General features: G+C 39.0%; 16 protein-coding genes. 10 read left to right on the top strand and 6 right to left on the bottom strand.

Translation table 11 applies throughout. The features are described 5' to 3' along the window. Window positions 1-80 precede the first annotated feature (80 nt). From rnm to aphA, 4 genes are all read left to right on the top strand, one after another. Window positions 81-980: an RNase RNM gene (gene rnm, locus PSF31_RS10570; RefSeq protein ID WP_420719981.1), complete on the top strand. Its 900-nt coding sequence runs from the start codon at window positions 81-83 to the stop codon at window positions 978-980. Between the two features lie 149 nt (window positions 981-1,129). Then, window positions 1,130-1,750, top strand: a complete 621-nt coding sequence (locus PSF31_RS10565) for an L-threonylcarbamoyladenylate synthase (protein WP_096863781.1) — start codon at window positions 1,130-1,132, stop codon at window positions 1,748-1,750. Between the two features lie 200 nt (window positions 1,751-1,950). Next, a complete protein-coding gene (gene rluB / locus PSF31_RS10560) occupies window positions 1,951-2,868 on the top strand; it encodes a 23S rRNA pseudouridine(2605) synthase RluB (protein ID WP_036958116.1) in 918 nt (305 codons plus the stop codon). Window positions 2,869-3,261: 393 nt separating this feature from the next. After that, on the top strand, window positions 3,262-3,975 hold the full coding sequence (aphA, locus tag PSF31_RS10555; RefSeq protein ID WP_004254174.1) for an acid phosphatase AphA: 714 nt from the start codon (window positions 3,262-3,264) through the stop codon (window positions 3,973-3,975). 270 nt (window positions 3,976-4,245) lie between these two features. Here aphA and PSF31_RS10550 read toward each other — a convergent pair whose 3' ends face one another. The 4 genes from PSF31_RS10550 to PSF31_RS10535 all read right to left on the bottom strand — a co-directional run bounded on the left by PSF31_RS10550 (window position 4,246) and on the right by PSF31_RS10535 (window position 10,917). Then, window positions 4,246-6,354: a two-partner secretion domain-containing protein gene (locus tag PSF31_RS10550; RefSeq protein ID WP_096863779.1), complete on the bottom strand. Its 2,109-nt coding sequence runs from the start codon at window positions 6,352-6,354 to the stop codon at window positions 4,246-4,248. Window positions 6,355-6,852: 498 nt separating this feature from the next. Beyond that, a complete protein-coding gene (locus tag PSF31_RS10545; protein WP_164561000.1) occupies window positions 6,853-9,000 on the bottom strand; it encodes a two-partner secretion domain-containing protein in 2,148 nt (715 codons plus the stop codon). Between the two features lie 556 nt (window positions 9,001-9,556). Next, entirely contained in the window at window positions 9,557-10,147 is a 591-nt protein-coding gene (cobO, locus tag PSF31_RS10540) for a cob(I)yrinic acid a,c-diamide adenosyltransferase (protein ID WP_036958117.1), read from the bottom strand. Window positions 10,148-10,152: 5 nt separating this feature from the next. Beyond that, the gene (locus PSF31_RS10535; protein ID WP_036957702.1) at window positions 10,153-10,917 is read right to left on the bottom strand and encodes a YciK family oxidoreductase; all 765 of its coding nucleotides are present in this window, start codon (window positions 10,915-10,917) and stop codon (window positions 10,153-10,155) included. A 177-nt stretch (window positions 10,918-11,094) separates the two neighbouring features. On the opposite strand from PSF31_RS10535, the gene sohB reads away from it, so the two are divergent. Further along, entirely contained in the window at window positions 11,095-12,141 is a 1,047-nt protein-coding gene (gene sohB, locus PSF31_RS10530) for a protease SohB (RefSeq protein ID WP_096863777.1), read from the top strand. A 96-nt stretch (window positions 12,142-12,237) separates the two neighbouring features. Here the strand turns inward: sohB and PSF31_RS10525 are convergent, their stop codons facing one another. Beyond that, on the bottom strand, window positions 12,238-12,495 hold the full coding sequence (locus PSF31_RS10525) for a DUF2498 family protein (protein ID WP_096863776.1): 258 nt from the start codon (window positions 12,493-12,495) through the stop codon (window positions 12,238-12,240). 290 nt (window positions 12,496-12,785) lie between these two features. Here PSF31_RS10525 and topA point away from each other — a divergent pair, with 290 nt between their 5' ends. Then, window positions 12,786-15,392 carry a type I DNA topoisomerase gene (gene topA / locus PSF31_RS10520; protein WP_004254195.1) on the top strand — a complete coding sequence of 869 codons (2,607 nt, stop codon included), beginning with the start codon at window positions 12,786-12,788 and terminating at the stop codon, window positions 15,390-15,392. Window positions 15,393-15,710: 318 nt separating this feature from the next. After that, window positions 15,711-16,235 (top strand): superoxide dismutase family protein, encoded by a 525-nt coding sequence (gene sodC / locus PSF31_RS10515; RefSeq protein WP_096863775.1) that lies wholly within the window; start codon window positions 15,711-15,713, stop codon window positions 16,233-16,235. A gap of 269 nt (window positions 16,236-16,504) precedes the next feature. Here sodC and PSF31_RS10510 read toward each other — a convergent pair whose 3' ends face one another. Then, on the bottom strand, window positions 16,505-18,538 hold the full coding sequence (locus PSF31_RS10510) for a M13 family metallopeptidase (RefSeq protein WP_096863774.1): 2,034 nt from the start codon (window positions 18,536-18,538) through the stop codon (window positions 16,505-16,507). A gap of 315 nt (window positions 18,539-18,853) precedes the next feature. On the opposite strand from PSF31_RS10510, the gene cysB reads away from it, so the two are divergent. The 3 genes from cysB to PSF31_RS10495 all read left to right on the top strand — a co-directional run bounded on the left by cysB (window position 18,854) and on the right by PSF31_RS10495 (window position 23,526). Next, window positions 18,854-19,828 (top strand): HTH-type transcriptional regulator CysB, encoded by a 975-nt coding sequence (gene cysB, locus PSF31_RS10505; protein ID WP_096863773.1) that lies wholly within the window; start codon window positions 18,854-18,856, stop codon window positions 19,826-19,828. A 275-nt stretch (window positions 19,829-20,103) separates the two neighbouring features. Continuing rightward, entirely contained in the window at window positions 20,104-22,776 is a 2,673-nt protein-coding gene (gene acnA / locus PSF31_RS10500; RefSeq protein WP_164561001.1) for an aconitate hydratase AcnA, read from the top strand. 306 nt (window positions 22,777-23,082) lie between these two features. Continuing rightward, window positions 23,083-23,526, top strand: coding sequence for a hypothetical protein (locus PSF31_RS10495; protein WP_036957705.1), 444 nt, complete (start codon window positions 23,083-23,085; stop codon window positions 23,524-23,526). Window positions 23,527-23,621: the final 95 nt, after the last annotated feature.

The raw sequence follows: 23,621 nt of genomic DNA, 5'->3' as shown, positions 1-23,621 counted from the left end.
AGCTGTCTTGCGTACTAGTTAACTGGATCGCGCTATTTATGTCAAGGACTTTATTAATTTATTAGGAAAAATAGTTTTTCATGGAAATAGGAGAAGATATCAATATGCCGACAGCCTCGTCGCCATTAGTGACTCGCTATGACTTACATAGCCATACGAATGCTTCGGATGGTGACCTAACTCCTGCTGAGTTAATCGAACGTGCAGTGGAAAAAGGGGTTAATATTTTAGCGATTACCGACCACGATACCTGTGAAGGTGTATTAGAGGCTCGCCGCTATCTTGCTGAACATGAGCGGCCAATTGAGCTAGTCAATGGCGTTGAAATTTCGACACTTTGGGAGAATATTGAAATACATATAGTGGGCTTAAATTTTTCGCCTTCACATCCCGCGATGGTTCAATTGTTAAAAACACAATCTGAGCATCGTTTAGAGCGTGGTATTGAGATGGGCAGGCGGTTACAAAAAGCAGGCATTGACGATGCATGGGAAAATGCACAACGTATTTCTGGCGGTGGGCAGGTAACGCGGGCACATTTTGCACAATATATTGTGAAAATAGGTAAAGAAAAAACGATTAATAATGTATTTAAACGTTTTTTATCGAAAGGGAAAACAGGGTATGTGCCTGCGAAGTGGTGCACAATTCAATACTCAATTGACGCAATCCATGCCGCAGGGGGAATTGCGGTATTAGCGCATCCGTCTAAATATCAATTATCCAATAAATGGTTAAGACGGTTGGTTGCGTATTTTAAACAGTGCGGTGGTGATGCTATGGAGGTTTCTCACTGCCAGCAACCGTCAAATGAAAAGCAATATTTAGCAGAATTAGCCAATAATGCTAATTTGTATACATCCGTTGGTTCAGATTTCCATCGGCCTTGCTCTTGGATAGAGCTTGGCAGAAATTTATGGTTGCCCGATGATGACAAGGCTGTTTGGACACTTTGGGATACAGTAAAAACAGCTAATTAATTGATGTATTAATAATGCAGTGTAAAATAATAATTATTATAAGTGATGATTTATTAATGAGTAAGTCATCTTATGGAATTCAAAGATAGTAGCATTTATAGGTATTTTTGCCGGGTGATGCTGTCGATACCCAAAAATTAGAGGTATGTATGAGCCAGTTTTTTTATATCCATCCGGATAATCCTCAGGCAAGACTTATTAGCCAGAGTGTTGAAATTTTAAATAAAGGCGGAGTGATTGTTTATCCTACAGATTCAGGATATGCCATTGGATGCCGTTTAGAAGAAAAAGATGCTTTACAACGTATCTGTCGGATTCGTCAGCTTGATGCTAACCATAATTTCACATTAATGTGCAGAGATCTCTCTGAGCTATCGAATTATGCGCATGTTGATAACACTGTCTTCCGTTTAATTAAAAATAATACACCAGGTAATTACACCTTTATTTTGCGGGCAACGAAAGAAGTTCCACGGCGTTTAATGAATGAAAAACGTAAAACTATTGGTTTACGTGTACCGTCGAACCCGATAGCTCGAGATTTACTCGAAGCTGTTGGTGAACCTTTGATGTCAACTAGTTTGATTATGCCAGGCGATGATTTCACTCAATCAGACCCTGAGGAAATCCGTGATTTACTCGATAAACAAGTCGATTTGGTGATACATGGTGGTTATATTGGGCAAAAACCAACAACTGTGATTGACTTTACTGATGATACGCCTGTTGTGGCGCGAGTCGGAACAGGGGAGCCAACGCCTTTTGAGTAGGTATAAATATATCGAAGCTTAAGATTCAGTACTGAACTAACTAAAATTGTATTGAATGTGCAATATACAGATAAGTAATAGGGGTTCAGGACAAACCTGTGTATAATGCGCGGGTTTTCAAATTCATTATTGTTTGGCGCGGCAAAAATAGCGCGCCAAAAAGATATTTGACGCCTGTGAAGGCGACAGCAGAGGGTTACATGAGCGTAAAACCGCAAAAAACTGAAAAATTACAGAAAATCCTTGCTCGTTCAGGGCATGGTTCTCGTCGAGAAATCGAAACATTCCTGCAAGCGGGTCGTATTAGTGTTGATGGCAAAATTGCTACACTAGGGGACCGTGTTGAAGTCACACCAGCAACAAAAATTCGTTTAGATGGTCGTTTATTAGCAATCAAAGAGCCTGAAAAGGAAATCTGTCGTGTAATGGCTTACTACAAGCCAGAAGGTGAGTTATGCACACGTCATGATCCTGAAGGGCGTCCAACTGTTTTTAACCGTTTACCACGGTTAACAGGGGCGCGGTGGATTGCTGTTGGCCGTTTGGATGTTAACACTAGTGGTTTATTGTTATTCACAACAGACGGTGAGCTCGCTAACCGTTTAATGCACCCTAGCCGTGAAGTTGAACGTGAATATGCAGTGCGTGTGTTTGGTGAAATTAACGATGCAAAAATTCGTCAATTAACACAAGGTGTACAGTTGGAAGATGGCCCAGCCTCTTTTAAAACGGTTTCTTACCGTGGCGGAGAAGGGATGAACCAATGGTTTAATGTCACCTTAACTGAAGGACGTAACCGCGAAGTTCGTCGCCTTTGGGAATCTGTTGGTGTACAAGTCAGCCGTTTAATCCGTGTGCGTTATGGTGATATCGACTTACCTAAAGGCTTACCGCGTGGAGGATGGACGGAACTTGGTTTAGAGCAAACCAACTATCTCCGTGAGCTGGTGGAACTGCCGGTGGAAACGGAAAGTAAGGTTGCGGTTGAGCGCGATCAACGTCGCATTAAAGCAAACCAAATTCGCCGTGCGGTTAAACGCCATACACAAGTCGCATCGCGTCCGGCATCAAAACGTCAATCATCAAGACCAACAGCGAAACGTCGTACTCGCATCTAAATTTGCTATTCTTTATTCAGTATAAAAACGCAGAGCGTAATTTCTCTGCGTTTTTTTATGTGATCACGCCAATAATCATCCACTCCAGTAATCACCAATCTTATAAATTCATCTTTCAGTAATAGTTATATGCCACATAGATAATTAGAAAATTAATGGTCTAGTTCACATTATTATGAAACCTATTAATAATAGATAATGTTTATGAGATGTTTGTCTCATTTTAATGTAATAAAAAGTCTTAGTATGCCCATTCTTATGAGATGTAACTCACAAAATGTTGGGTTGCTAACTGATAATAAAGATAAATTTACAGATAAACCTATTACTTACCCAGTTTATCCAGATAAATAAAGAATGGTTTAAGTGGATAAACCTGAATAAGGACAAAACATGAAAAAAATAACACTGACTTTGAGTGCGATTGCATTGGCATTGAGTTTTACGGCAACCTCTCAAGCAAAAATTCCAATGCCAGAAACCGTAAGCCCCGGCGTTACCGTTGTTGAACTTGCTCAACAACAGCCTATTCATTGGGTTTCCATCGAACAAATTAAACAAAGCCTAGAAGGGAAAGCACCTATGGCTGTTGGGTTTGATATCGATGATACGGTGTTATTTTCAAGTCCAGGTTTTTACCGTGGTAAATTAGAGTTCTCACCTAACGATTTTAGCTACCTCAAAAATCAACAATTTTGGGAAAAAATGAATAATGAGTGGGACAAATTCAGTATGCCAAAACAAGTGGGTATTGATTTAGTCAAAATGCACTTAGAGCGCGGTGACACTGTTTATTTCATTACTGGCCGTACGAAAACAAAAACGGAAACAGTGACGAAATATGTTCAAGAAGGTTTAGCGATACCTGCGGATAAAATGCAACCTGTTATTTTTGCGGGTGATGAACCAGGGCAAAATAATAAAGTGAGCTGGATGCGTGATCACAAACTTACCATATATTATGGTGATGCTGATGCCGATATCGCAGCAGCACATGAGTTAGGTATTCGCGGTGTTCGTATTCTACGTGCGGCAAATTCATCTTACCAACCATTACCAAAAGCAGGTCGCTTTGGTGAAGAGGTTGTGATTAATTCAGAATATTAATTCAACAAGTGCAATGCAAATAATAAATATCCTCCGACTAATGCCGGAGGATATTTATTCAAAAATGAGTGCAGCAGAAAGGAGGCCAGAAAAGGGCTGTAAATTATTTTGGCGGGAAAGCCTGAACAGACTCGAAAGCTGGCTAAGTAACATAAAAAATCCGTAATCTTGGGATAATTACGGATTTTTGTAGAACTGTAGGGTCGTTAAACTGATTATTTAGCTCTTAACTGATCGGCATTAGGTAAATTGACCCCTTTATTGCATAACTTAATAATAATTGTCTGTATTGATGATTACTTCACCGCCTAATATTTTACCATCTGGGCTGTTATAAACCATAGGTGCAGTGACGCGAGTTTGATTTTTTGATGAAATAGTACCGTAAGGATTAAATAAAGCAGTTTTTGCATTTATAGTTGCGTTATAATCAGCACTAATTAAGCCGTGGTATCCGTTATCAATAATATCTGCATTTAATTTTAAATTATTAAAAGCTGAAATTGTACCGTTTGAATTATACAGATTTTCATTGATATTCATTTGAACATCACCAGAAGCTAACGCTTTTTCAGTCCAGTTAGTTTTAACCTCTCCTATATAATTGTTAAAGGTATTTGCTTTAATATTGATAGAACCATCAACTGCATTTATTCCTGCTTTATCATCTGTGACACCGTATTTTTGGGCATGATTGGAAAAATCTGAACTCCAACGGTTGTCTAGTTCGTTTGTTTTGATTACTAAATTACCATTTGTACTAATTAAGCCTTCTTTATTAATTATTTTATTTTCTGCATTGATATCTAAATTAGTTGCGTTGATATAACCTGCAGTGTTATCTAATTTATCGGTATTGATGGTAGATTTACCTGCCTTGGAAATAATAGCACCAGAGTTGATAAGTGATGGTGTCTCGATAGTTAAAAGACGACCACTTTCAATCGCTGAGTCTTTACCATTAGTTAATGACTTTTCTGCAATTAGATCCATTCTTCCATTCGTGGTTTTGATTGAAGAAGTGTGGTTATTTATTTCCTCACTTTTTAAGTTCATACGTCTTTTTGCATTGATTAACGCATTATTTTTGTTTTCAATAGAAACAGCCGCCTCAATTGTAATATCACGACCAGTAAGTAAAGCATCATTATTGTAAACAATGCTACCTGAATTAATGTTTAATTCATTACCGGCTGAAATAACACTTTTAATAGAATTAGGAAACATATTGGATGAATTTTCAACATTATTAACTGTTTTGATGTTCATATCACCTTTGGTGGCCTGTATTTTACCGCCATAGTTGCCAATCATGTTAGCGTCAGCATTTAAATTTTGATTTGCAGTGATCTCGCCACCAGAATAGTTAAGGATATAGCCATCAGTATTGATATTAATATCGCTGTTTTTTGATTTAATAGCCCCTGTATTTTCAATTCCGCTTAAATTGTGCGCATAGGCAGGATTACTGGTTGCGGTAATATTTACGTCACTAATAGCATCCATTGTTTTATAATTGAAAATATTACCATTACTGGCAATTCGTAAACCATCATCACCAGCGGAGATAATGCCTTTGTTGCTAATAGCGCTATTATTTCCAGTGGATATCAGCGTGATTTTATCTGCATACATGCCACCTAATGCTGAAATATCGATAGCAATATTTGGAGTGTTAGTATTGGAACTTGTAGATTTTATAAGTTGTCCATTTTTACTAATAACATTGGTACCTGTAATTATATTTATCTCATCAGCATTCATCTTACCCGAGATAGCAGCTGTTTTTGCTAAGATATCAGTAGGTGAGTTTGAATTAAATTTATCAGTAATGACGATTTGACCTTTGTCAACATTGATAGTGAAATCACCATTAAGTTGTGGTGTTATTTTCCCTGTCGTGAGTGTTGCTCTATTTGTGTTAATGAAACCACAATTATTACAAGTAATACCTGAAGCATTGGCAACAATAACTTGAGCACTATTACCAGCAACTTCAATCATTCCATTTAATTGGGTTGCTTTATTAGAATTAACTTCATTTAGAATAACAGTTGCAACATTACCTTGAAGATTGCTGTTGGCTTTAATATTACCTGCTAATTGCGTATTAATATCTGCTTTACTGTTATTGAGTACGACACCTTTTTTGTCAACATCAAATTTACTATAAATATTATGAGAAACACCATTATTAGATGGGGTCTTTATATTTACAATAGTTGCGCCATTTGGTGCTTTAATGACACCAGCGCCATTGGTGTTAACAATATCTGCTTGCGCAATAGAAATTGTACCTAAAAAAATGGAAATTCCTAAAAAAACAGGTTTTAATTTTAGGGTAGGATGGTTGTAATATTCTTTGTTATTTTGTTTCATATTAATCTCTAATTTATCGATAGATATAAAATACGTAGATGATAAATAAAATAAGCTATAGGATTGTACGTTAATAAAAATTTAAATAAAAATTAATTCTTTTTAAGACTATGCAATTGACGTCAATTAGATGTTATATCTATAAAGGTGAAAAAATGGGTATTTATCACTTGGCTTGTAAAATTTCCTTGTATATTCAATATGTAAACTTTACTCTAAAATGGAGATCGTATACGTTATTACTTAAGTGAGTTCTCCTATCTATTGTGACTTTACAATAAGCATAGATAAGATATGTTTAACACTTATTATTATTGTTGTTGGGTAGTGGCATTTGGCTGTTATATATTAGGTTTTAATTTCGCCACTTATTAATTATTTGTTTGTGTTTGTTTCGGTAGATATAGTGTGAGAATATTATTTAGGCGCGGTCGGTAATAAGCCCTTATAGGGCTAGAATAAACCACCCGCTATGCGAGTGGTTATGATTGTAATATATTAGTTTGTCACAACTGCATCAATAATCACACGGTTACCCGTGATGCTTCCAGTCGTTCCATTACTTACTATAGGGCTGGTGACTTTAGTCGTGTTAGTAGAACGTAAAGCACCATATTGGTTGTTAATACGATTTTTTGAATCAATGGTGAGATTTTTCCCTGCGGCCACTGTTCCTGAATAGTTTTCTAATGTGCCAACATCCAGTTTCTGGCTATTAGCGCTTTTGATTTCCCCATAATTATTATTGAGTGTTGCTTTGAGCTTAACGTCAATATCATTACGTGCAGCGGTATTATTTTCTACATTTGCAGCAATAGAACCATAGGTATTATGTAACGTATCACCTTTAACTTTAATAGTTCCATTATTGGTTTGTAGGCCACCATTTTGGTTTGTTAGTCCAAATTTAGTATTAATGAGTTTAAAGTCACTACTGTAACTGTTGTTCAAATAACTGGTTTCAATATCGAGATTATTTTCTGCATTAATTAACCCTGCTTGGTTATCAATACTATAGGCTTTAATCGTAAGATTTTGTCCTTTGATATAGCCAGAACGGTTGTTCATTGAATTAGCATTAATAACGGATTTGCCGTTATTCGAAACAATCGCTCCGGTGTTATTGAGCTGGTTAGCATTGATATTCATCAAGCGACCACTATGAATGGTTGACGTTCCCGCATTAGTGAGTGATACCGACGCATCTAAATTCATCTGGCCATCAATGGCATTTATTTCAGAATTAGTTTGCGTTAAGTACATCGTACTGATGTCTGCATGGCGTTGTGCAGTAATTTTGCTATTTGATGTGTTATCAATTGCGGATTGCGTGCTGATTTTGCTATCTCGCCCTGCAGTAATATTGGAGTTTTCATTCACAACACGAACGGCATTAATCGTTATATCACGCCCAGCATTGAATCCTTTTACTGGATCATTTGGATTGGCGAGATTGTCCCTGTTGTAAATTGTACTCATGGAATGAATGTCGATATTACCTTTAGTAGACTGAATGATACCATTATCATTTACAAATGAATCAGAGAGTGTATTAACATTCTGCAGAGCGATTATCGAACCACGATTGTTGCTTAGTGTACCTAATGTACTTAGATTAATATCATTGTTATAGGATGTGATATCACCATTATCATTATTAATTACACCCGTTCCTGCAACGGTAATATTGACGTTTTTATTACCCGCAATGCGACCGTTATTGGTAAGGCTTGCTGCTTTAATATCAATATCACCCGCTGCGTTCATATTACCATTGGTATTATTCACCGTTCCTGCGGTATCAATAGAAATTGCGCCATTATAGGTACCAATATCCCCTAAATTACTGACACCAACGCCAGTTTCAGTGGCTATTAATGAGATTTTATTGGCATACATACCGCCAATCGACGAAACATCAATCCCAACAGTGGGTTTTGTTCCAATTGCAGCGGCTGTACCCGTCACATCCCCAGCCGAATTGACGTGATTACTTCCAGCTATCACATTGATGCGCTGTGTATCAATAATGCCATTAATGGCCACCGAACGTGCAATTAAATCTGTCGGAGAATTGGTATCTAATCTCCCATTGATGGCAATTTTACCTTGCTGCACATTATAGTTAGCAATGGAGCCATCATTTGCTAGCTCTACTTTACCGGTTGTCAGTGTTGTACGATTGGTGTTGATAAAGCCACAGTTGTTACATGTAACTCCGGACGCATTAGCAACGATTACTTGCGCTTTGCCGCCTGCAACCTCAATCATGCCATTTAATGTGGTTGCCGCATTTGAATTTATTTCGTTTAAGATAACTTTAGCTCGCCCGCCAGCAACATTGGTATTGCCACCAATTTTGCCGCCAATGAGCGTATTAGAATTTTTTGCACTGTTATTTAAAATAACGCCTTTTTGGTCAACATCGAATTGGCTATAGGTATTATGGGAAACACCAGCCTGGCTTGGTTTATTAATATAAACGACAGTCGGTCCATTACCTTGATTTAATATACCAGCCCCATTAGTTGGTGTAATTGCCGCTTGAGCAACAGTAGTAGTTCCAACGATTATTGAAACACATAAAAAGAGTGAATTAAATTTCATTTTTGTGAAATTCAAATGAGAATTTGAAACGTTTTTCATATATATCCCTTAAATAAAATAGAAAAATCTAAGATAACTAACAATCCATTATTGCAGTTTAATTATGCTTAAATAGAAAACTAAATAAAATTAATAATGTTAACATGGGTAAATATATCGTTATTCATTGATAACTAACTAAAACTGAATAAAAGCGGAGTAATATCTATTTTTATAGATTAGTTTGTTTTTTATCAATAGGTTGTGTTTACGCATTTTTAGCCTGTTAGGAGGATTTTACTCACGTAGCAATACGTAATCATTTTAATTAAAGAGGAGGTTTTCAATAAATAGCATTAATTATTTTTATATTTATTCTTTATCGTTATAAAATAATTGTGATACTTGATGAACAAAAGTTAGCAAAAAAATTCATACTACCAAAAAATATATTTCCAATATGGAGTTCACACTAAATTAGTGTTACCAATGAAAAGTATTAAATAACTTTTTTATAGGTTAACTGATGGCTTAGTTAGAAAAATAGCTAGTGAAATAGATTAGAAGTGCAATAATAAAAAATAACGCCTTATTATTGCACTTTGTTATCGGATGATTACCAATCAATCCCTTTTTGAGCTTTAATCCCAATATCAAATGCATGTTTCACTGGGCGCATTTCTGTTACTGTATCAGCTAATTCGATTAAATCTCGGTGGCAACCTCTGCCAGTGATCACAACAGATTGATTGGCAGGACGGCTTTGTAATGCTTGGATCACTTCTGCTAATTCGAGATAATGGTAACTTACCATGTAGGTGAGTTCATCTAAAATAACTAAATCGTACTGTGGGTCACTTAATAATTGTTTGGCGTAGTGCCAAGTTTCTATACAGGCGAGGGTGTCTGTCTCTTTGTTTTGAGTTTCCCAAGTGAACCCTGTGGACATAACATAGAAGGGAACGCCTTGGGGTTCTAACAGCTCACGTTCACCATTATCCCAGCCACCTTTAATAAATTGAACAACAGCGGCTTTTTTACCATGGCCTACTGCACGGCAAACAGTACCAAATGCCGCTGTCGTTTTGCCTTTTCCATTTCCAGTAAAGACAATAACGATACCCCGTTCAATTTGAGCGGCTTCAATTCGTGCATCCACTTTTTCTTTTAAACGTTGTTGACGTTCTTCGTGTCGGCTTTGAGACATCATTTTTACTCCGCAGCACCGGGCTTGCGTCCGGGTTGTGCATCATAGCTACTTCCTGTTTTACGCAGGCTATCATCACCCATCAAATAGATATAAATAGGCATGATATCAGCAGGAGTTTTCAATTTAAGTGGATCTTCGTCAGGGAACGCGCTTGCTCGCATAGAGGTTCGAGTTCCACCTGGATTAATACAATTTACACGAAGATTACTGTGCTTATACTCTTCGGATAGAATTTGCATTAAACCTTCTGTCGCAAATTTAGAGACAGAATAAGCTCCCCAACCGGCTCGACCTTGTTTACCTACACTTGAACTGGTAAAAACTAACGAGGCATTAGGCGCTTTAAGTAATAGAGGGAGCAAAGCTTGAGTTAGCATGAATGTGGCATTAACATTTATTTGCATCACATCATGCCATAGGTCACTGGGTTGCTCAGAGATAGGGGCTACTACACCAAGTATTCCCGCGTTGTGTAAAACGCCATCTAAATAAGGCGTTATTGACGCAACTTGCGAAGCGAGTGTATGGCAGTCATCAATTGTTGCGGTTAATAAGTCTAATATAAAGCAAGGTGGATTCTTTCCATCTAAAGCCGCTATTTCATCACTAACTGATTGTAATTTATGCAGTGTTCTACCAACAAGAATAAGGGATGCACCATAGCGCGCATAAGTGAGAGCGGCTTCACGGCCAATGCCATCACCGGCACCTGTCACGAGAATAGTTTTACCTTTCAATAGGTCTTGTCTAGGCTGATATTGGAGCATATTCTTTCCTACTATTGTGATTAGCATGTATGGTTATCATCGCACTGATTGTGATAATTGGCTAATCTAACATAGTATTAACAAGGTTTGTCGTGCCAACTCTGTTTTTTTCTGGTTGTTTGCGCGTAATCGTGAGATTATTTTTGTATTGAAGATAAATATCAAAAGGATCAGATTGTGGAGTATTTCTCATTGTATGGGCTATTTTTAGCAAAAGCCGTTACGATTTTGGTAGCGGTGGTTTTGCTGGCTGTTTTTGTGTTTGGCGTAGGTATGCGCAGACAAGGAGCAAAAGGTGCTTTGAAAATCACAGATTTAGGTGAAAGCTATCGTGAGCGTCAGCGCCAAATGCAACAGATAAAAATGAATGAATCAGAACATAAGGCATGGCTAAAAGCATTTAAAAAACAGCAAAAAGCAAAATCAAAAAGTGAGAAAACTGGGGCTAAATTAGGCCAAACAGGGGTTAAAAAGCCTTGCTTATATGTCTTAGACTTCAAAGGTAGTATGGATGCACGTGAAGTTGCCTCTTTACGTGAAGAGATCAGTGCAATTCTCGCTGTTGCAGACCAACAGGATGAGGTTTTGTTAAGACTTGAAAGCCCAGGTGGGATGGTTCATGGTTATGGCTTAGCGGCTTCACAATTACTAAGAATCAAAGAAAAAAATATCCCACTGACTATTGCGGTAGATAAAGTCGCTGCGAGTGGTGGCTATATGATGGCGTGCATCGCAGATAAAATTATCGCAGCGCCATTTGCCATTATTGGTTCGATTGGTGTTGTCGCTCAAATTCCAAATATTCATCGGTTATTAAAAAAGCATGATGTTGATGTTGAACTTCACACCGCTGGCGAATACAAACGTACATTGACCATGTTAGGTGAGAACACGGAGCAAGGTCGTAAGAAATTTGTTGAAGATTTAAATTCAACACATGAATTGTTTAAACAATTTGTTCATCAAAATCGCCCATCTTTAGATATTTCTGCAGTTGCAACAGGGGAGTATTGGTATGGTTCACAGGCGCTTGATAAAGGGCTTGTGGATAATATTGGTGTGAGTGATGATTTTATTATTAATGCGATTGATACTAAGGAAATAGTTAGTATCCGTTATGTATTAAGTAAAAAAATGATGGATAAGTTTATGGGAAGCGCGGCAAAGAGCGTGGATAATTTATTATTGCGCTGGTGGCAGCGTGGGCAAAAACCACTCTTGTAATTTCGAATTTTGCCTAGCGAATAAGCGTTTTTAAATCTACTATTAATTTACCGGCTTTTTAGCCGGTAAATTATATACAAAGAGCAAACGTGTTAATTAGTTATTATCACTCAATTGGTATTGTTCTGATAGTACATGAGCAAGGTGTTTGTACATATTAAAAGCAGCGGTACTCTTTAAGGTAGGGATTTTGTTCTCATCTAAGAAGAACTCCCCTTTAAATACCAATGTACCTCGATGCTGCTCTACAGTATCAACAAACATACCATGAATATAATCATCATGTTTCTTTATGATATCATTAGCTTTTTCAAGTAACTCTTTTTTTGTGATGAACGGTAAATTGTCTTGCATAACTTGGCTTCCTTGAAAAAATAATTGGTTGCTTCTAGCATTTTATCAGGTAGAGTGTGTGGTTTTCAATTGTGACTAAACATCTTTATATGGTTAAAATCAGTCAACTAGAAGACACTTTGTGCCTTTTAGAATAACGTGATTGAGTTTATAAGTTTTGTTTCAACACAAATAATTGTTTAAAAATATATTGATATATTGTGATTGTGTCGCAATATAAAAAAGAGATTCTCATTTTGCGCATTTTAATGTAGAAATGCGCCATTGTTGATATTTAGGTAAAGGTAAATATGGGTAAAGCTCTTGTTATAGTGGAGTCCCCGGCAAAGGCCAAAACGATTAATAAGTATCTTGGCAGTGGCTACGTTGTAAAAAGCAGCGTTGGCCACATTCGTGATCTGCCGAAAAGCGGCTCTGGTTCACAAACCGGCTCACAAAAGAGTACAGGCTCATCTACCGACAAAACAAAGAAAGTGAAAAAAGATCCGCGTGACGCATTAGTTAAGCGCATGGGGATTGACCCTTACCATGGTTGGAAAGCGAATTATCAAATTCTACCAGGTAAAGAAAAAGTGGTCTCTGAACTTAAATCACTGGCGGAGGATGCTGATCACATCTACCTCGCAACGGACTTGGACCGCGAAGGGGAAGCTATTGCGTGGCATTTACGTGAAGTGATTGGTGGAGACGATTCTCGTTTTAGTCGTGTTGTATTTAATGAGATCACCAAAAATGCGATCACTCAGGCATTTGATAGCCCTGGGGAATTAAATATAGATAGAGTTAACGCACAACAAGCGCGTCGTTTTATGGACCGAGTTGTGGGTTACATGGTTTCTCCACTGTTGTGGAAAAAAGTGGCCCGTGGCTTATCTGCTGGTCGTGTTCAATCAGTTGCAGTGAAACTGATAGTTGAACGTGAACGGGAAATTAAAGCCTTCGTTCCTGAAGAATATTGGGAACTGCATGCCGACTTAGCCGATAAAGATATCGCTAATTTGCGTATGGAAGTCACTTCACAAGGTGGTAAGGCATTTAAGCCAGTCAATAAAGCGCAAACAGAGGCGGCGGTTAAATTACTGGAAAATGCCCGTTTTGCGGTTACTGACCGTGAAGATAGGCCGACATCCAGTAAACCGAGCGCACCGTATATCACGTCAACGCTACAACAAGCTGCTAGTACCCGTTTAGGTTTCGGCGTGAAAAAAACCATGATGATGGCTCAGCGTCTTTATGAGGCGGGTTACATCACTTATATGCGTACTGACTCAACAAACTTGAGTCAAGATGCACTTGACATGGTTCGTGGCTATATTAATGATAATTTTGGCGCGAAATACCTGCCAAAAGATGCCAATGTGTATAGTAGCAAAGACAATTCGCAAGAGGCACACGAAGCCATTCGTCCTTCTAGTGTCGATGTTTTACCTGAGTCACTAAAAGACATGGAGAACGACGCGAAAAGGTTGTATCAATTGATTTGGAACCAGTTTGTGGCTTGTCAAATGACACCTGCGAAATATGATTCAACAACCTTAACAGTCAAAGCAGGGGATTTTGAACTAAAAGCCAAAGGGCGTACTCTGCGCTTCGATGGTTGGACGAAAGTTATGCCTGCACTGCGTAAAAATGATGAAGACAAAACGCTGCCACCAATACAAGTTGGTGCGGAGTTGTCTTTGGTTGAGCTATTGCCTAGCCAACACTTTACTAAGCCGCCGGCACGTTTTAGTGAAGCGTCCTTAGTTAAAGAGTTAGAAAAGCGTGGTATTGGCCGTCCTTCAACGTATGCAGCGATTATTTCGACGATCCAAGACAGAGGTTATGTCAAAGTTGAAAACCGTCGTTTCTATGCAGAAAAAATGGGTGAAATCGTCACAGACCGCTTAGAGGAAAACTTTAACGATCTGATGAACTATGATTTTACTGCACGTATGGAAGACCAACTGGACCATGTTGCAAACCATGATGCCGAATGGAAAGCCGTATTAGATGAATTCTTCTCTGATTTTAGTAAGCAGCTCGATGTTGCTGAAAAAGAACCAGAGGAAGGGGGAATGCGCACCAACCCAATGGTAATTACCTCAATTACCTGCCCTGATTGTGAACGCCATATGGGCATTCGTACCGCATCAACTGGGGTATTTTTAGGTTGTTCTGGTTATGCATTACCACCCAAGGAGCGTTGTAAAAAAACGATTAACCTTATCCCTGAAGACGAAGTCCTTAATGTCCTTGAAGGGGATGATGCGGAAACTAATGCGTTAAGAGCCAAACGTCGTTGTCCAAAATGCGGCACCGCGATGGACAGCTATTTGATTGATAATGGCCGTAAATTACATGTTTGTGGTAATAACCCTGCGTGTGAAGGTTATGAAATCGAAGAAGGCGAGTTTCGTATTAAGGGTTATGACGGCCCGGTCATTGAGTGTGACAAGTGTGGTTCAGAAATGCACCTGAAAATGGGGCGTTTTGGTAAGTACATGGGTTGCACCAACGAAGAGTGTAAAAATACGCGTAAAATCTTACGAAGTGGTGAAGTGGCACCACCGAAAGAAGATCCAGTGCCATTGCCGGAACTTCCATGTGAAAAATCTGATGCGTATTTTGTGTTACGTGATGGGGCTGCTGGCGTTTTCCTTGCGGCGAATACATTCCCTAAATCACGAGAAACACGTGCACCACTAGTGGCAGAATTACAGCGTTTTAAAGACCGTTTACCTGAAAAACTCGCTTATTTAGCTGAAGCACCGGCTGAAGACGGTGAAGGTAACCCAACTGTCGTCCGTTTTAGTCGTAAAACGAAACAACAATATGTTTCTTCAGAGAAAAACGGCAAAGCAACGGGTTGGAGTGCATTCTACGTTGACGGTAAGTGGGAAGTAAAAGAAAAGTAATAGCTCTCTTTTGTTTCCAAACAAAAAAGCCAATCATTTAATTAGATTGGCTTTTTTATTAACTTGTCAATTTCATATCAATGCCTATCAGTGAATAACCCGCTGTTATACTGTCCATTCCTTTATTTCTTATCGCTCACTGTGATACAGCCACCAATTTTTAACTAAACTCAAATGTAGCACCAAAGTGATAACTAATTTGTGTTAACTTAAGATAGAGTCGTTGTAGTTATCAATTGGCAGTAATAATCCTTACCTTGCTGAAATATTTAGGTAAGTCGATGGAATGATAGATAAAAGTTATCCACCGGAGGCAAAATGAAGTTAAAAATGTGTTTACTGGCTGCATTATTGACAGCGGGGACAGCGTACGCTGCTCAGTCTACTGTTGTATTAAAAGAAGCGACACCCACAGGTGATGGTAAAGCAATAGGTGAGGTTGTTATCTCAGAAACGGAATATGGATTACTGTTCACGCCTAAATTAACAGGACTACAAGCAGGCACTCATGGCTTCCATATTCATGAGAACCCAAGCTGCGAACCTGCAGAAAAAGACGGTAAATCGGTACCTGCATTAAAAGCAGGTGGTCATTTAGACCCAGCCAAAACAGGCGTTCATAAAGGCCCTTATGATAACACAGGGCATTTAGGCGATTTACCCGGCTTAGTTGCCGATAGTCAAGGTAATGCTAATTATGCGGTACTAGCGCCACGTTTAAAATCACTCAAAGATGTTCAAGACCGCGCATTGATGGTGCATGTGGGTGGTGATAACTATTCTGATAATCCAGAAGCGTTAGGCGGTGGTGGGGCTAGGATGGCCTGCGGCGTCATCAAATAATACGCGTCATATTTCAAGCTGTGGCGTTGTTAGCTGTGCTTGCTACCCCTAGTCACATACTGATGTATGCTCCTAGGTCTTAGCGCCGCTTGCTGCCTAGCCACAACTTGAACTATTTAGCGTATTGTATTGATTAAAAAGTTATTTAAACAGCAGTATTGTTAGTTGGGCTTGCTAATTTTAAATATACTAATATATGCCACTAGGGCTTAGCACCGTTTGTTACCTAGCTATGAAGGGCTCAGAAAATAATCTGAGCCTTTTTTCTATTACCAAATACGAATACGCTGTTCTGGTGCCAAATACAGGGCGTTATTTTTATCAACACCGAATGTTTCGTACCAGTCATCAATATTGCGTACTACGCCATTTGCGCGAAATTGGTTAGGGCTATGAGGGTCTGTCATAATCTTATTACGTTCAGATTCTTTATTTGACAGCTCTTGCCACGTGCGTGCCCAAGCAATGAAGAAACGCTGTAACCCAGTTGTTCCGTCAATAATTGGAGCCTCACCATTTGGGTAGTTTTCTTTGGCAAATTGCTTATAAGCACTTAAGGCGATATTTAACCCACCGAGGTCACCAATATTCTCCCCTAATGTAAGCTCACCGTTCACCTTTAAGCCATCAACAGTAAAGCCGTTATATTGTTCAACAAGCTTAGCGGTTTTCTCTTTAAAGTGGGTTTTAGCGCTCTCACTCCACCAATTACGTAACTGCCCGGTTCCGTCATATAAACTGCCTTGGTCGTCAAAACCATGGCCCATTTCGTGGCCGATGACTGCACCTATTGCGCCATAGTTATAGGCTGGGTCAACATTAGGGTCAAAGAACGGTGCTTGTAAAATTGCAGCAGGGAACACAATTTCATTTTGAACAGGGTTGAAATAGGCATTGACTGTTTGTGGCGTCATTCCCCATTCCCATTGACGAACAGGCTGACCAATTTTGCCAATCATATCATCATATGACCAAGCTAAAACTTGCTTATAATTCTTTAATAATGAATCGGGCTTGAGGTTAATCTCACTGAAATCATTCCATTGGTCTGGATAACCCACTTTAACCGTGAATTGTTCCAATTTTTTAAGGGCTTCTTGGCGAGTAGGCTCATCCATCCAGTCATTGACTTTTAAGCGTGAATTAAATGTTCCTCTCACATAACTAACTAAATCTTTAATTTTTTCTTTAGCTTGAGGGTCGAAATATTGTTCGACGTAAATTTGCCCTAATGGCTCACCTTGGAGTGAGTTAACGGTTTGCAAAGCGCGCTCTTGGCGGGTGCGTTGCTTCTCAATACCATTGAGTTTTTTCGAGTAAAAATCAAACTGAGCATCTGCGATGGTTTGGTTTAAATAACGTGCGTGCTCACTAATATACTGAAAGGTTAAGTAATCTTTTAATGTCGAAACTGGGGTATCTGCAAAAATCTTTGCAGTTTGTTCAACTGCGCTGTCCGTTTCAACGACCACTTTCGCAAGTTGCTTATCAGTTAACTTGCGGCTAGTAATAAAGCTATCCCAATCAAAACCTTGGGTATGGTTTTTCATTTCAGCTAAGGTCATTGCATGGTAATTTTTGATAGTGTCACGGCGGGCCTCAGGGCTCCAATGTACAGTTGCAATCGCTTTTTCTAAATCAAAAATTTTCTGTGCTTTTTGTGTGACATCTTTTTCACCGGCTAGCTCTAACATGGTAGCGATATAAGCGATATAACTTTTTCGAATATCTTCCATTTGCGGTGTGTTATCGAGGTAATAAGTCCGATTAGGTAGCCCTAAGCCGCCTTGGCCGATATAAAGCACATAGGTATCCGGTGCTTTAGCATCTAAGTCTACCCAATAAGAAATCAATGATTTGTAGTCGGGTTGGGTCATTAACTGGCTAATATCACTATGGCTTTTAGCTTTCTTAATGGCATCTAAATCGGATTTTATTGGGGTAATTCCTGCCTGTTCGATAGCCGTTTCATTCAGGTAACTAAGATATAAATTTCGAATATTTCGTTGATTATGCGTAAGTTTGTTTTCGGGGATCTGCTGTAGCTGGTCAATTATCGATTGAATTTGTTTTTCTGTATTTAAGTATAATTCCACAAAAGAGTTAATACGTGGCATACCGGTAGGGATTTGCGCTTTATTTACCCAATCTTCATTCACATAACGGTAAAAATCATTGCCGGGTTCAATCGTGTCAGACAAAACAATTTTTTGTTGTCCATAACTAACTTCTTTTGCCAATAGTGACGGGGCAAAAGAAATAGTCGACATACCAATAATTAAAGCCAAAACATTTAAACGCATGTAACCACCTCTCTTCGTTGAGAATTACGATATCCACTCTAATACGTTAAACCTTGGAGCGAGTGTTCTGCAAAATTTATTTCACTTATTGAACCACATAATGAAATAAAGTTAATCCGTCTTTGCAGTACCTTACTGCTTTTCTTCATTGTAGAGGGGATTTAGATGAAATTTTATCATCATACTGTTTATTCTTCAGAGAATGATGTTATATTGGTTATATCAAATAAACCAATTATAACTATTAGCTATATGTAATATTCTTTAGCTATAGATAGCAAATGCACATTATTCCTGTATGAGGTAGACTGAAATATGAAATTGCAGCAATTACGTTATATTGTTGAAGTGGTTAACCATGACTTGAATGTCTCCTCAACCGCTGAGGGGCTTTTTACGTCACAGCCCGGTATCAGTAAACAAGTGCGGATGCTTGAAGATGAGCTTGGGATCCAAATTTTTGCGCGTAGTGGTAAGCACTTAACGCATGTTACTCCCGCAGGGGAAGAAGTGGTACGGATCTCCCGAGAAGTGCTATCAAAAATAGAAGCGATCCGCTCGGTTGCTGGGGAGCATACTTATCCAGATAGAGGTAGCTTGAGTATTGCCACGACACATACACAAGCTCGTTATGCTTTACCTCCGACAATAAAAGGTTTTATTGAGCGTTATCCACATGTTTCATTGCATATGCAGCAAGGGTCACCAACGCAAATCGCTGAGGAAGTGTGCAAAGGTAACAGTGATTTTGCGATAGCAACCGAAGCATTGCACCTTTATAACGATTTGATTATGTTGCCATGCTACCATTGGAATCGCTGTGTGGTCGTGCAAAAAGACCATCCACTTGCAACGAAAAAAAATGTCACTATTGAAGATATCTCTGAATATCAAATTGTAACCTATACTCATGGGTTTACTGGCCGTTCAGAATTAGATGTGGCATTTCAGAAAATTGGTCTTGAGCCCAAAATTATTTTTACTGCAACCGATGCTGACGTGATTAAAACCTATGTTAGATTAGGGTTAGGGATCGGTATTATCGCGAGTATGGCCGTTGACCCTGTTAGTGATAGCGATTTAGTTGTGATTGATGTGCGTGATAAGTTCAGCTATAGCACAACCAAGATTGGTTTTAAACGTACTAGTTTCTTGCGTAGTTATATGTATGATTTTATGTGGCGTTTCGCACCGCATCTAACCCGTGATGTGGTCGATAAAGCGGTTGCTATACGTAACAATGAAGAAATTGAAGAGTTTTTTAAAGATATGAAACTGCCTATCATTTAATTTCTTTATATTTTTGCCTTGTCATAATTTGTAAGTAGGAACCCTAGTGATCGTATTTCTAGGGTTTTTATTATTACCGAGTTGGTGTACTTGGTTTTTTCCTGACTTATTTCCCTTCTTATCTTAAATTTCCTATTATTAATAGAGAAAAATTCAATATTTGGCACAAAATCTATAAATCAAATTTCTAGAGCAACTATGATTACAATTGGTTAACAAAAAATAATGGTGGTAAATACAAATATTGCCATAGCCATAAAAACCAAGGAGGAGTTATGTCGTTGAGTCTAAAAACAACGAGTGCTTCGACACTCAATGTTGGAAACAAGCAGTATAATTACTTCAGTTTAGCGCTTGCTGAAAAAAAGCTCGGTGAGGGGACTAAATTACCTAAGTCATTAAAAGTTTTACTCGAAAATTTATTACGTCATATTGATGGCACCTCAGTTGTCGAACAAGATTTACAAGCAATAATTGACTGGCAAAAAAACGCGCATGCAGATAGAGAAATTGCTTATCGCCCAGCGCGTGTTCTCATGCAAGACTTCACGGGTGTTCCTGCTGTTGTTGACCTTGCCGCTATGCGTGAAGCAGTTAAATCCCTTGGCGGCAATGTTGAGCAAGTAAACCCGTTGTCACCTGTTGATTTAGTGATTGACCACTCAGTGATGGTGGATGAGTTTGCAACCGAATCAGCATTTGGCGATAACGTTGAAATTGAAATGGCGCGTAACCATGAACGTTATTTATTTTTACGTTGGGGCCAAAAAGCATTTAATCGTTTTCAAGTGGTGCCGCCGGGTACCGGTATCTGTCACCAAGTTAATTTAGAATACCTTGGCAAGGCAGTATGGTATGAAGAAATTGACGGTAAATTATATGCTTATCCCGATACTTTAGTGGGTACGGACTCTCATACGACGATGATCAATGGGTTAGGTGTGTTAGGTTGGGGTGTCGGTGGTATTGAAGCTGAAGCCGCGATGTTAGGCCAACCGGTTTCAATGCTGATCCCTGATGTTGTTGGTTTTAAATTAACAGGGAAATTATCCGAAGGGATAACGGCAACCGACCTTGTATTGACGGTAACACAAATGCTACGTCAACATGGTGTTGTGGGTAAATTTGTTGAATTTTATGGTGATGGCCTAGCGGATTTACCATTAGCAGACCGAGCAACGATTGCGAATATGTCACCAGAATATGGCGCAACTTGTGGTTTTTTCCCTGTTGATGAAGTGACGCTATCTTATATGCGTTTAACTGGGCGCAGTGATGATGAAATTGCGCTGGTGGAAGCTTATAGCAAAGAACAGGGTTTGTGGCGTTATGCAGGTGATGAACCTATTTTTACCAGTACACTTGAGTTAGACATGTCGACGGTTGAATCTAGCTTAGCAGGCCCTAAACGTCCGCAAGATAGAGTTGAACTCAGCCAAGTACCAAAAGCATTTCGCGGTGCAGTAGAGTTAGAAGTTAATAAAAAAATTCAATCGAGCTATCCTTCTGTTAAATATCAAAATAAAACTTTTGAGTTAACCGATGGTGCAGTCGTTATTGCGGCAATTACATCTTGTACGAATACGTCGAACCCAAGTGTATTAATGGCTGCAGGACTATTAGCGAAAAAAGCCGTTGAAAAAGGGTTAGTCCGTCAGCCATGGGTTAAATCATCATTGGCACCGGGTTCAAAAGTTGTCACTGATTATCTTGCTGTCGCGGGTTTAACGCCTTATTTAGATAAGCTCGGATTCAATCTTGTCGGATATGGATGCACAACATGTATTGGTAATTCAGGCCCATTACCAGAACCAATAGAAGAGGCGATTAAACAAGCGGATCTTACCGTTGGCGCTGTGCTATCGGGTAACCGTAACTTTGAAGGGCGAATTCATCCATTGGTGAAAACCAACTGGTTAGCATCACCGCCACTTGTTGTTGCATATGCTCTGGCGGGTAACATGAATATCAACTTGAAAACCGATCCTATCGGTGTCGATAAATCAGGTAACGATGTTTATTTGAAAGATATTTGGCCATCGAGTGCTGAAATTGCCCAAGCTGTACAGCAAGTTAAAACAGACATGTTCCGAAAAGAATATAATGCGGTCTTTGAAGGTGATGATGCTTGGAGAGCATTGAAAGTTGAAAGCTCTTCAACTTATCACTGGCAAGAAGACTCAACCTATATTCGCCATCCACCTTTCTTTGAAGGCATGCAAGCCCAGCCAGCACCGGTCAAAGATATTCATGGTGCAAATATTTTAGCTATCCTCGGCGACTCGGTAACTACTGACCATATTTCTCCTGCAGGGAATATCAAAAAAGAGAGTCCAGCGGGGCGTTATCTGCAAGAACACGGCGTTGCTGTTGCAGATTTCAACTCTTATGGCTCGCGTCGTGGTAACCATGAAGTGATGATGCGAGGAACATTTGCGAATATTCGTATTCGCAATGAAATGGTGCCGGGTGTAGAGGGGGGATATACCTTACATATACCGACAGGCAAACAAATGGCGATTTATGATGCGGCAATGCTGTATCAACAAGAAAATCGCCCACTGGCCATAATCGCCGGGAAAGAATATGGTTCAGGTTCTAGCCGAGATTGGGCAGCTAAAGGCACGAATTTATTAGGTGTGAGAGTTGTCATTACTGAATCATACGAGCGTATCCACCGTTCTAATTTGATTGGCATGGGGGTTATACCTTTAGAATTTAAAGATGGGGTATCTCGTAAAACTCTCGGATTAAAAGGTGATGAACGCATTGATGTCACAGGGCTTCAGTCAATTACCCCAGGGCAGGATATCACGGTGAAAATCACTTATGGTAATGGGGATATAAAAGAAGTTATAACTCGCTGTCGTATTGATACCGCAACGGAGATGGATTATTACCGTCATGGTGGTATTTTGCATTATGTAATAAGACAGATGCTACATTAATCATTATTAATCATTAAATTATGACACTTCAACGCCTGTAAGATTGTATCCTACGGGCGTTTTTATTTTTTAATATTTAATCTTATTTATCAATCTTGTTTTTTCTCAATATTTTTGATGGCAATCTACGTTATGGTGTTAAATAGACGGTAAATTAAAGGAGAAAATAGTCGCAACTAGGCTAAATGAAAATAGGGTGAAGTTCGCCATAAATAAGTTTCTTTGTGCAAAATAATTGAATGTAATAGCTTTAGCATGGGGCACCATGTGACTGAGCTTATCGAAAACACTATTAAGGAAATGAGTATGGCAGATATCAATGAAACCGATTTCTATAAAGGGGCATTGTGGGCAGCAGATATCTTATTAACCACATCCCATTTTGATGGTGCGAACGAAGAGGTTCGTGACATTTTGGAGCACATACCTAACTTATATTCTATTGTGATGAGAACACCTGAAACGGAAGTCCATGATTTGCGTTTATATGCAGACAAAGAATTTCCACTCGGCTTAAATGCAGATTATACCGCCATTACCATTGCGCCATTACAAGACTACTTTGATATTCTGCCGATGCCCGATCAAAACCCTGAAAGTATTACGGTTGAAGTTGATTACTGGGGAGTGGTCGCAACAACATCTGCGGGTAAACAAGATTTATTGATTGCTGGTTTGGCAACGGCAGAGCAAGCACAGCATTATGCGCAAACACTAACTCAACAACTTGAATTGCAAAGAGCAAAATAGCCATTTGGTTGTTAATTGGTCGATTTAAGTATTATTATTCAACAAAAATGACAAAAACCCGCAACACTGTAATTATATACAGTAGTGCGGGTTTC

This window comes from Providencia sp. PROV156, assembly GCF_028480905.1.
GTDB lineage: Bacteria > Pseudomonadota > Gammaproteobacteria > Enterobacterales > Enterobacteriaceae > Providencia > Providencia hangzhouensis.
Note: the sequence above shows the minus strand (reverse complement) of the source record. Positions and strands in the feature narration are given on the sequence as shown.

Excerpts from the sequence above, each read along its gene's own strand:
- rnm (WP_420719981.1), top strand. The coding sequence starts at position 81 with ATGGAAATAGGAGAAGATATCAATATGCCGACAGCCTCGTCGCCATTA.
- PSF31_RS10565 (WP_096863781.1), top strand. The coding sequence starts at position 1,130 with ATGAGCCAGTTTTTTTATATCCATCCGGATAATCCTCAGGCAAGACTT.
- rluB (WP_036958116.1), top strand. The coding sequence starts at position 1,951 with ATGAGCGTAAAACCGCAAAAAACTGAAAAATTACAGAAAATCCTTGCT.
- aphA (WP_004254174.1), top strand. The coding sequence starts at position 3,262 with ATGAAAAAAATAACACTGACTTTGAGTGCGATTGCATTGGCATTGAGT.
- PSF31_RS10550 (WP_096863779.1), bottom strand. The coding sequence starts at position 6,354 with ATGAAACAAAATAACAAAGAATATTACAACCATCCTACCCTAAAATTA.
- PSF31_RS10545 (WP_164561000.1), bottom strand. The coding sequence starts at position 9,000 with ATGAAAAACGTTTCAAATTCTCATTTGAATTTCACAAAAATGAAATTT.
- cobO (WP_036958117.1), bottom strand. The coding sequence starts at position 10,147 with ATGTCTCAAAGCCGACACGAAGAACGTCAACAACGTTTAAAAGAAAAA.
- PSF31_RS10535 (WP_036957702.1), bottom strand. The coding sequence starts at position 10,917 with ATGCTCCAATATCAGCCTAGACAAGACCTATTGAAAGGTAAAACTATT.
- PSF31_RS10525 (WP_096863776.1), bottom strand. The coding sequence starts at position 12,495 with ATGCAAGACAATTTACCGTTCATCACAAAAAAAGAGTTACTTGAAAAA.
- topA (WP_004254195.1), top strand. The coding sequence starts at position 12,786 with ATGGGTAAAGCTCTTGTTATAGTGGAGTCCCCGGCAAAGGCCAAAACG.
- sodC (WP_096863775.1), top strand. The coding sequence starts at position 15,711 with ATGAAGTTAAAAATGTGTTTACTGGCTGCATTATTGACAGCGGGGACA.
- PSF31_RS10510 (WP_096863774.1), bottom strand. The coding sequence starts at position 18,538 with ATGCGTTTAAATGTTTTGGCTTTAATTATTGGTATGTCGACTATTTCT.
- cysB (WP_096863773.1), top strand. The coding sequence starts at position 18,854 with ATGAAATTGCAGCAATTACGTTATATTGTTGAAGTGGTTAACCATGAC.
- acnA (WP_164561001.1), top strand. The coding sequence starts at position 20,104 with ATGTCGTTGAGTCTAAAAACAACGAGTGCTTCGACACTCAATGTTGGA.
- PSF31_RS10495 (WP_036957705.1), top strand. The coding sequence starts at position 23,083 with ATGGCAGATATCAATGAAACCGATTTCTATAAAGGGGCATTGTGGGCA.